Origin of the sequence: Metasolibacillus sp. (assembly GCF_025291715.1) — a bacterium.
GTDB classification, from domain to species: domain Bacteria; phylum Bacillota; class Bacilli; order Bacillales_A; family Planococcaceae; genus Metasolibacillus; species Metasolibacillus louembei.
The window spans coordinates 1-10,558 of sequence record NZ_JAMBIZ010000054.1; the positions used below are offsets into that span (position 1 = coordinate 1).

At 37.4% G+C, this 10,558-nt stretch carries 8 protein-coding genes and 1 other annotated feature; of the genes, 7 read left to right on the forward strand and 1 reads right to left on the reverse strand.

Annotated features, from left to right (window positions below; genetic code table 11):
- Window positions 1-476: 476 nt before the first annotated feature.
- The 4 genes from guaB to M3Z76_RS19300 all read left to right on the forward strand — a co-directional run bounded on the left by guaB (window position 477) and on the right by M3Z76_RS19300 (window position 5,861).
- Window positions 477-1,943, forward strand: coding sequence for an IMP dehydrogenase (guaB, locus tag M3Z76_RS19285; protein WP_293929803.1), 1,467 nt, complete (start codon window positions 477-479; stop codon window positions 1,941-1,943).
- Between the two features lie 147 nt (window positions 1,944-2,090).
- Window positions 2,091-3,395 (forward strand): D-alanyl-D-alanine carboxypeptidase family protein, encoded by a 1,305-nt coding sequence (locus tag M3Z76_RS19290; protein WP_293929810.1) that lies wholly within the window; start codon window positions 2,091-2,093, stop codon window positions 3,393-3,395.
- 88 nt (window positions 3,396-3,483) lie between these two features.
- Window positions 3,484-5,274: an asparagine synthase (glutamine-hydrolyzing) gene (asnB, locus tag M3Z76_RS19295; RefSeq protein WP_293929804.1), complete on the forward strand. Its 1,791-nt coding sequence runs from the start codon at window positions 3,484-3,486 to the stop codon at window positions 5,272-5,274.
- A gap of 149 nt (window positions 5,275-5,423) precedes the next feature.
- The gene (locus M3Z76_RS19300; protein ID WP_293929805.1) at window positions 5,424-5,861 is read left to right on the forward strand and encodes an HTH domain-containing protein; all 438 of its coding nucleotides are present in this window, start codon (window positions 5,424-5,426) and stop codon (window positions 5,859-5,861) included.
- A gap of 15 nt (window positions 5,862-5,876) precedes the next feature.
- Here M3Z76_RS19300 and pdxR read toward each other — a convergent pair whose 3' ends face one another.
- The gene (gene pdxR / locus M3Z76_RS19305; protein WP_293929806.1) at window positions 5,877-7,271 is read right to left on the reverse strand and encodes a MocR-like pyridoxine biosynthesis transcription factor PdxR; all 1,395 of its coding nucleotides are present in this window, start codon (window positions 7,269-7,271) and stop codon (window positions 5,877-5,879) included.
- An 89-nt stretch (window positions 7,272-7,360) separates the two neighbouring features.
- Window positions 7,361-7,577, forward strand: a binding site (T-box leader).
- A 63-nt stretch (window positions 7,578-7,640) separates the two neighbouring features.
- Between pdxR and serS the strand changes: the two genes are divergently transcribed.
- The 3 genes from serS (at window position 7,641) to M3Z76_RS19320 (ending at window position 10,504) form a co-directional block, all read left to right on the forward strand.
- Window positions 7,641-8,927 carry a serine--tRNA ligase gene (gene serS / locus M3Z76_RS19310; RefSeq protein WP_293929807.1) on the forward strand — a complete coding sequence of 429 codons (1,287 nt, stop codon included), beginning with the start codon at window positions 7,641-7,643 and terminating at the stop codon, window positions 8,925-8,927.
- A 126-nt stretch (window positions 8,928-9,053) separates the two neighbouring features.
- On the forward strand, window positions 9,054-9,647 hold the full coding sequence (locus tag M3Z76_RS19315) for a TetR/AcrR family transcriptional regulator (RefSeq protein WP_293929808.1): 594 nt from the start codon (window positions 9,054-9,056) through the stop codon (window positions 9,645-9,647).
- A gap of 596 nt (window positions 9,648-10,243) precedes the next feature.
- Window positions 10,244-10,504, forward strand: a complete 261-nt coding sequence (locus tag M3Z76_RS19320) for a hypothetical protein (protein WP_293929809.1) — start codon at window positions 10,244-10,246, stop codon at window positions 10,502-10,504.
- Window positions 10,505-10,558: the final 54 nt, after the last annotated feature.

Genomic DNA, 10,558 nt, shown 5'->3' on the forward strand with positions numbered 1-10,558 from the left:
CCGATAGAAGTATCAAAGTTACTGATAAAACATAGAAAGTTGCTGATAGACTTTGCCATAAACACTAAATGTTCAAGTATTTCATATTGCAAATTATGAAGTAAGGTCTTATTAATTATTTTTAAAAGGTAAAATAATTTTCTTCATGCTGCTGTGCTGCGTTGAGAGTGCCCCTGTGAGAGTAGGGTGTCGTTGTATGGAAAAAATGAAAACTAGCATCCATTTTCCTAAGCAAACTCCTGATAGTCTCCATTAAAGTTATATTCCATAGCTAATACTCCTATCAGGTGGTGGAAAACCGTTATAAAAGTTCACATAGCTACGTAATTTTAACTGTTGGTTGATAGAGCCTTAACCTACACTAATGACAGTTAATTAATAGTCTGAATTATTTTTCTTTTATTAATACCTTGACACCATAAGTGCACGTTGATAACCTTACAATAATATTCTTTTACCTAGGAGGAATTTTCGAAATGTGGGAAACAAAATTTGCTAAAGAAGGATTAACATTTGATGATGTACTATTAGTCCCTGCACATTCTGAAGTATTACCAAAAGACGTGGATTTATCAGTACAATTAACTCCAAAAATCAAATTAAATATTCCTTTAATAAGCGCTGGTATGGATACAGTAACAGAAGCGAAAATGGCGATTGCAATGGCACGCCAAGGTGGTATTGGTATTATTCATAAAAATATGACGATTGATGAACAAGCTGAAGAAGTAGAGAAAGTAAAGCGTTCTGAAAATGGCGTTATTACAAATCCATTCTTCTTAACACCAGAGCACCAAGTTTTTGATGCTGAGCATTTAATGGGTAAATACCGCATTTCGGGTGTTCCAATTGTAAACAATATGGACGACCAAAAATTAGTAGGGATTATCACAAACCGTGATTTACGTTTTATTTCGGATTATGCTTTAAAAATCGACGATGTAATGACAAAGGAAGACTTAATTACAGCTTCTGAAGGTACAACATTAGAGGATGCAGAGAAGATTTTACAGCAATATAAAATTGAAAAATTACCAATCGTTGATGAGAGCGGTAAGCTAACGGGGTTAATAACAATTAAAGATATTGAAAAAGTGATTGAATTCCCTAATGCTGCGAAAGACGTTCATGGCCGTTTATTAGTAGGAGCCGCAGTAGGTGTTTCAAGCGACACAATGGCTCGTATTGCAAAGCTTGTGGAAGCACAGGTTGATATTATTGTTATCGATACGGCACACGGTCATTCACAAGGTGTATTGAATACAATTAAATCGATTCGTGAGGCTTACCCAGCGCTAGAAATTATTGCTGGGAATGTTGCTACAGCAGAAGGTACACGCGCATTATTTGAAGCTGGTGCTGATGTTGTTAAAGTAGGAATTGGACCAGGTTCAATTTGTACAACACGCGTTGTTGCAGGCGTAGGTGTACCACAAATTACAGCGGTGTATGATGCAGCTTCAATAGCACGTGAATACGGCAAAGCGATTATTGCAGATGGTGGTATTAAGTACTCTGGCGATATCGTAAAAGCATTAGCTGCGGGTGGACATGTCGTAATGTTAGGCTCTTTATTAGCAGGTACTTCAGAATCACCAGGAGAAACAGAAATCTTCCAAGGACGCCGCTTTAAAGTATACCGTGGTATGGGCTCACTTGGAGCAATGGAAAAAGGTTCAAAAGATCGTTACTTCCAAGAGGATGCGAAAAAATTAGTGCCAGAAGGCATTGAAGGACGTCTTCCATACAAGGGACCACTTGCAGATACAATTCACCAGTTAATCGGTGGTATTCGCGCAGGTATGGGCTACTGTGGCTCAGCTAATTTACAAGCGTTACGTGAGGAAGCACAGTTTGTTCGCATGACAGGGGCAGGTCTTCGTGAATCACATCCACATAACGTACAAATTACAAAAGAAGCGCCAAATTATTCCTATCAATAAAAAATGCAACTAATTCACTCTGTTAACGTCAATAATTGAGGTTAACAGAGTGTTTTCTTTGTATATTTACCGCATTTACTGATGTTCTATGATAAAATTATGAACGAGAAACTATTTAGTGGAGGTAGCTTTGTGAAAAAGGCAAGTATGAAAAGTATCAGTGTGCTTACGCTGGCGGTTTTGTTATTTAGCATGCTAATAACTGTACCCGTAGCAAAGGCAGAAACTGATTTAGGTTTAACGGTAGACGCAGCGATTTTAATTGACGCAGATTCGGGAAAAATTTTATATGAGCAAAATGCAGACACATCATTAGGAATTGCAAGTATGACGAAGATGATGACAGAGTATTTATTGTTGGATGCAATTAATGCAGGAACAGTGACATGGGAGCAAGAATATCGTGTAACAGACTACACATATAAAATGTCGCAAAACCGTGCATTAAGTAATGTACCACTACGAGCAGATGGTACTTATACAATTCGTGAATTGTATGAAGCGATGGCAATTTATTCAGCAAATGCAGCAACAGTGGCGATTGCTGAAACAATTGCAGGTACAGAAACAGAATTTTTAAAATTAATGAATGCAAAGGCAGAAGAGCTTGGGCTCGAAGGCTATAAATTCGTTAACTCTACAGGTTTAAATAATACAGATTTATTCGGCATGCATCCATCTGGTACAGGTGCAGAGGATGAAAACGTCATGTCAGCTAAATCGACAGCGAAATTAGCCTATCATTTGTTAAAAGATCATCCGGAGGTTTTAGAAACATCTAAAATTGCAAAAAAGACATTCCGTGAAGGGACAAGCGATGCAATTAAGATGGAAAACTGGAACTTCATGTTGCCAGAGCTTGTATATGCCTATGAAGGCGTAGATGGCTTAAAAACAGGTACTACAACATTTGCTGGTCATTGCTTTACAGGAACAGCAGAGCGTAATGGTACGCGTCTTATTGCTGTTGTCATGAAAGCTGTTGACGCAAACGGCGTAGGCTCTTATAAAGCACGCTTTGATGCAACGGCAAAGCTATTTGATTATGGCTTCGGCCAATTTACAAAACAAGAGCTATTACCTGCTAATTATGTATTTGATGAGCAGAAAACAGTGAAAGTGACGAAAGGAAAGGCAGACGATGTAGCAATTGCTACAAAAGAGCCAATTTCTTTCATGATTAAAACAAGCGATAAGGATTTATACAAACCTGTTCTAGATTTATCCAAAAAAGAGCTAGAGGCAGCAGTGGAACAAGGTACAGTTATCGGTAAAGCAACATTAGAGCGCTCAGAAGGCACAGATTATGGCTTTATCGATGGAGAGGAGCTAACAGTAGATGTTGTGACAACGGCCTCTGTAGAGCGTGCTAGCGGCATTTCACTGTTCTTCCAAGGTATCGGCAAATTCTTCAGCAATTTATGGGGAAGCGTGACAGGGTTATTTAGTTAACTTTCAAAAGAGTTATCCAAACGGGTAGCTCTTTTTTTGTTCTACTAACGCAAAATTTTACATATACATACGTGAAGGAGTGTGAAAAATGTGTGGAATTGCGGGTATCGTTAACTTTCAGCAAGTGCTGAAGGATACGCAGCAAATACAGCATATGACGGATGTTTTAGCACATCGAGGTCCTGATGCACAGGCAATTTGGACGGAGCAGCATGTGCAGCTTGGTCACAGGCGCTTAGCGGTCATTGACGTAGCAGGCGGTGCGCAGCCTATGACAAAAATGCATTACACAATTGTTTATAATGGTGAGCTTTATAATACCGAGGAGCTGCGCCAAACATTAATTGCACGAGGCTACACATTTACAACGACATCAGATACTGAAGTTTTACTATGCGCATTTATCGAATGGAAAGAGCACTGTGTAGAGCATCTCAATGGCATTTTTGCCTTTGCGGTGTGGGATGCAAATGAGCAATCTATTTATTTATTCCGCGACCGATTAGGGGTAAAGCCTTTATTTTATACACAAAGTATGGAAGGCTTATTATTTGGCTCTGAAATAAAAGCATTATTAGCACATCAAGCAGTTCGCCCAATTGTAACGTATGAAGGATTAACAGCATTTTTAAGTATTGGTCCTTCGAGAAAGCCTGGTACAACAGTATTTAAAAATATCATGGAATTACCACCTGCCCATGCATTGCGATTCAATCAAAATGGTATTGCAAGTTGGTGTTATTGGGATGTAACGAGCAAGGAGCATACGGATACGCTGGAGCAGACAATTGAGCATGTACGAGAGCTAACTACAGACGCAATTCAACGTCAATTAGTGAGCGATGTGCCCCTGTGTACGCTCTTATCCGGTGGACTCGATTCAAGTATTATTACGGCAGTTGCAGCGCAAACATTAAAGGACCAACTTCATACGTACTCAATCGATTATGAGGATAATGAGCAGTTTTTTGCGAAAAATGATTTTCAAACGACACGTGATGGCTATTGGATTAATATTATGAGTCAGCAATTTAATACGGTACATCATGAAGTTATTGTTAAACAGGAGCAGTTAGTTGCTTATTTAAGGCAGGCATTGCAAGGTAAGGATTATCCGAGTATGGTCGATATTGATAGCTCGCTTGTATTGTTTGGGCAAGAAATTAAAAAGGATTTCACTGTTGCCTTATCTGGGGAATGTGCAGATGAGTTGTTTGGAGGGTATCCTTGGTTTTACAATGCTACGCCATACTTCCCTTGGATTCGTTCAAGTGATGAGCGAGCACAACTGCTGCAAGAGCATTGGCAAAAAAAATTGCCATTAAAGGATTATTTGCAGCAAACATACGATGATGAAATTAAGAAAATACCTGTAACGGATAAAAGGCAGCAGCTCTTTTACTTGAATCGCCAATACTTTATGCAAACTTTATTAGAGCGTAAAGATCGAATGACGATGGCAGCGGGCTTAGAGGTGCGAGTACCTTTTGCAGATCATCGCCTTGTTGATTATGTATGGAACATACCGTGGGAAATGAAAACAATTGGTGGATTAGAAAAAGGTATATTAAGAAAATCTTTTGAAGGTATTTTACCTCAAGAAGTATTATATCGAAAAAAGAATCCGTACCCTAAAACTTACCATCCTAAATATACAAACGGCGTCAAAAAAATATTGCAACAACGACTAGAAAATCAAAACTCTATTTTGCATGAGTTGTTTGATGCACAAAAATTACAGGAGCTAATTCAATCAAGTGGCTCATCTTTCAAGGTTCCTTGGTTTGGGCAATTAATGGCAGGACCACAACTGCTCGCCTTTTTGGTTCAAATAGATATGTGGTTTGAGGAATATAACATTGAGCTTGTAGAGCATTAGCCTTTGCTAATGCTCTTATTTTTGGAATTTTGAGTAGGGTAGTCAAGCTACAGCAATCTTTTGTCCTTTTATTATAGGGAATACCCTAAAATCTGTTAATATAATAGGGAATATGAAGACAGCCTTAAATTATTAACCGGAGGGTTAAAATGGATATAAAAGATATATTATCGATAAACACAAATTGCAACAAAACATATAAACAGGAGCTTCAGGATTTAACGGATAAATTCAATTTAACGTTTGAACAACTCCCTAATCTACTTACAATTTTACCGAAAGAATTGGATGATTTACTCAACCAAAATGTAAAATTAACAGCTAATCAAGAAAGAATTTTAAAATACAAATTAACAATGTTAAATCATGGTTTTTCTTTAGATCTAACAGCAAAAGAGCGTGTACAATTGATAATAGATAGCCTTGTAAAACAATTTGGTTTATCGATAGAGAATATTTCTAGAATAACGAATATCGAAGAAGAAGAAATATTAAGTTTTCAAAAAAATACACCTATTTCAAGGGAAGTTGAAATGAATGTAATTGTAAATATTATGATGCTTAACTCTGTATTAATCCAAAACTAAAAGGAGCCTCACCTTTTAGTTTTTACTAATGCTCCAAGCCATCATTAATGCATCAACATATGCTTCGATTTTTTCGATTGGGATACCGCCGAAGCCTAATAAAAATGTTGGGAACTCCGATTGGACAGGAGTTAATAAATAATTTGAAAGGGGTAAAATCGAAATATCGTTTTCCTTGGCAATTTTTTGTAGTTCCTGTTCATCTTTGTTGTGAGGAACTTGTATTAAGATATGCATGCCCGCAACGTCTCCTGATACTCCGATTGTTGGATAGTGCTTTGTCAATATAGATAGCAGCTTATCGTGTTTTTTGCGGTAAATTTTACGCATGCGATTTAAATGCTTTGAAAAATGACCATCCTTCATAAAATGCGCTAAAATATGCTGATCAAAGCGTGGCACAGTAGCGGAATAATAGCTGAAAATTTTGTTGTAGCGCGCAAGTAATGCTGGTGGTAATACGAAATAGGCAACACGCAAAGATGGCATTAGCGATTTTGTAAATGTGCTCATATAAATTACTTTTTCATTTTGATCTAGGCTATGCAGTGCAGGAATTGGTTTTCCGATATAACGAAATTCACTATCATAGTCATCTTCAATAATATATCGAGATACTTTCCCAGCTGCCCATTTTAATAATTGTGCACGACGCGCAGCGGATAAAACAGCACCAGTCGGGAATTGATGAGAGGGAGTAATATAAACTAAATTCGCCTCTGTTTTTTCTAGTTGGTCCACTAATAAACCATCTGCATCCACATCAACAGGGATAACAGCATGGTCTAACTGATTGCGGGGAATCGCAGAATAGCCAGGGTTTTCTAAAGCAATGCTAGCCTGATTAAATAAGCGCAAAATAAATGGCATTAGCTGCTCTGTCCCTGAGCCGATAACAATTTGCTCAGCGGTACAGTGAATGCCGCGCGATTGGTATAAATAGCTTGCAATTTGGCTTCGTAATTCGTATTCTCCTTGGCGGTCACCGATTTGCAATAGCTCTTTTGAATGTAAATCGATAAGGTCTTTCGCATATTTTCTCCAAATAGTGAAGGGGAAGGAATCCTCATCAATTTTACCCGGTGAAAAATCAATTTTATATGTGTGTTTTTTAGGCGTGTCAGGTGTATGAGTAATTGTTTTTTCAATAAAGGGTAGCTCAGCAATATCCTCGACAAAATAGCCTACGCGTGGCTTAGAAGCGATATAACCCTCCGCTAAAAGCTGTGCATATGCTAATTCAATCGTCGTTTGACTAATATTTAAAAAATCACTGAGTCTTCTTTTAGAAGGTAATTTTTCACCTACAGCAATTTTTTGATGAATAATTGCCTCTTTAATGCCTTCGTATAGTTGCTCGTACAACGGCATATTTGTATCGCGATTTAATGAGAATAGCAGCATGTCCATCGTTCGTCATCCTTTCTAATGTTATTATACTGAATTTTAGGTGCTTGCGAAAAATAATAAGCTATAGTACAATGAATCCAAATTGATACGATAATGCGATGATAGGAAATAGTAACAAGCCTGTTTTTTGTAGAGAGTTAGCGGTTGGTGCAAGCTAATAAAAACACTTGTGAATCCGTCCTTGAGTTGTCTTGCTGAAACATAAGTAGGCAAAGACCGGTAACTAAAGCCGTTATGAATGAAGTGGAATAGGCATGCTCTGTCTATTCAATTAGGGTGGCAACGCGGGTAGCTCTCGTCCCTTTCTATGGGATGAGGGCTTTTTTGTCGTTTTAATGCATTAGCATACTAAAGAATGGAGGAAGAAATATGTTAGATATTAAACGTATTCGAGACAATTATGAGGAAGTAAAGCGCGTTTTGCTTACACGCAATGAGGATTTAGGAACTTTCGATGATTTTGAGGCATTGGATGTAGAGCGTCGTGATTTAATTGCAAAAACAGAGGTATTAAAGGCAGAGCGCAACAAAGTGTCTGAGCAAATTGCGGTGATGAAGCGCAATAAGGAAAATGCGGATGATGTTATTGCACGTATGCGCGAAGTAGGCGATGAAATTAAAACGCTTGATGAGGCATTACGAGCTGTAGAAGAAAAATTCGAAGATATGATGATACGTTTACCAAATATTCCACACGAATCTGTTCCTGTAGGAGAAACAGAGGATGACAATAAGGAAGTATATACTTGGGGAGAAAAAACAGCATTCGATTTCGAGCCAAAGCCACATTGGGATGTAGCGACAGATTTACAAGTAGTTGATTTTGAGCGTGCGGGTAAAGTAACAGGCAGCCGTTTCTTGTTTTATCGTGGGCTAGGTGCACGTTTAGAGCGTGCATTAATGAGCTTTATGATGGATTTACATGCTGAGGAGCATGGCTATGAGGAAATGCTACCACCAGTCATTATTAACCGCGATTCATTAACAGGCACAGGACAATTACCGAAATTCGCAGAGGATGTATTTAAGTTAGAGGAGCTAGATTATTTCTTAGCGCCAACTGCGGAAGTACCCGTAACAAACTTCTATCGCGATGAAATTTTAGACGGTGGCATGCTGCCAAAAGGCTTCGCAGCTTATAGTGCTTGCTTCCGTTCAGAGGCAGGCTCAGCGGGTCGTGATACACGCGGATTAATCCGTCAACACCAATTTAATAAAGTGGAGCTTGTGCGTTTTGTGAAGCCAGAGGAATCTTATGAGCAATTAGAATTGTTAACAGGTCATGCGGAGAAAGTATTGCAATTATTAGAGCTACCATACCGCAAGCTGTTAATGAACACATCTGATTTAGGCTTTACAGCAGCGAAAAAATACGATTTAGAAGTATGGTTCCCAACGCAGGATATGTATCGTGAAATTTCTTCTATTTCAAATTTTGAAGATTTCCAAGCGCGTCGTGCCAACATCCGCTTCCGTCGTGAGTCAGGTGCAAAGCCGGAATATGTACACACATTAAACGGCTCAGGCTTAGCGATTGGACGTACAGTAGCCGCAATTTTAGAAAACTACCAGCAAGCAGATGGCAGTGTGAAAATTCCTGAAGTGCTTGTTCCTTATATGGGTGGTAAAACGGTGATTGTGGCGCCAGTGAAGTAAAATCGCAGAGGACGTCTAAGAAACATCGTGTTTAAAATGAATGTTGCCTGAAAGATTAAATCTTTTAGGCAACGTTTTATTTATTTTAATATAAGATTGATTAATCAATCTTTAGGGGGTATGGAAATGGCAAGCGATAAAGTAATAAGGAATATGGAGCTAAAAAAAGCGCGAATTTTAGAGGCAGCAACAGCTCTTTTTGCTGAAAAAGGCTATGATAGCACAACGATGGGAGATATTGCTAAAAAAGCAGAGGTGGGCTTTGGTACTGTAGCAACACACTTCGGTAGTAAAGAGGAACTATTTTATACATGTGTGATACAGCCTTGGCAGCCTTTAGTTGATGAGCTGCGAGCATTTGATGTGAGTCCCCAATCCTATAGACAAGAAATCGGGGAAATGACGAAAAGACATGTTACGCTTTTCAATGAGCAAAAAACTTACATGCATTTGATTGTGCAAGCAAATGCACAATATGAAAAATTTCCAGACATCTTTAAACAATTGAATGAAGAAACAGAAGTATTGAATCAATCACTGATACAGCTAATTACGAATGGACAAAAGGAAAATCAACTGTTAGATGGCAATCCTTCAACTATTGCAATTTCTTATATAAGCTTCTTATTTGGTTTACGATTAATTTATATTGATAATTTACCAGAAGAGATGCTTCAGCAATTTGCAACGGTGGCGATGCGTTTGTTTGGGATGAAATAAAGCTAGTCTAGTCCTTTTGATAAGAGGGCTAGCTATACAAATATATGGATGAGTAGTTGTTTTATTATAAAGGAAATTAGTTCAATATTATTGTATTACGCTGTCGACAATTGTTAGGGATAGTGGACTTGGATATTTAGCATGAAATAACAGAATGGGACAAGCGGGTACAGTTGAGCAATTTACAACAATAGTATACTGATATAATATTGAAAAATTTATTTTTGGCATCTCTAAAGGTAACAGTACACACTGTTACCTAGTTTTTCTACTACCTAGTTTTAAATAGATAAAAATTATTAGAAAGATTATAGAAAAAAATAATGGAGCAAATGTCACAAAGTTAATTAACTCATTGCTTAGTTGAAACCATTTGCGAATAGGTTCTTCTTGCCTAAAAACAAAATTTGGATTTTCCAATATAAAAACAATTCTATTTAGTATAACTAAAAAGCAGAATACAAAAAAAGATATAATACTACAAATTAACAATGAAAAATGATTAAAATTACTTAATTTCATAAAAATGTCTCCTCGCTATAAAATCTATGTTATTATATTTTTGTAATAAAAATCAAATAATAGGAATTGTTAGAATGAAAAGAATTGGATTACTTTATTTTGGAATGATGCTAACATTTTTGATTTCATTACCTATTTTAGCAGAAGCTTCCGAAATATATCAACCTAATGTAGATTATGGGGTTGGAGATGCACCTGCAGTAGATTTATCTGAAGATAATACAATGTACGAGGCTACTAATGAGGAAATCGAATCGAAAGCTGTAGAGATTAAACCAGCGTATGGTCCTATACATTTTACTTATAAAATTACACTAGCGTCGCATAAATTTTAACTGAATTTTCTGTTTTCTTGTTTTTACTCATGAGAAGAAAAACAAAGACATTTG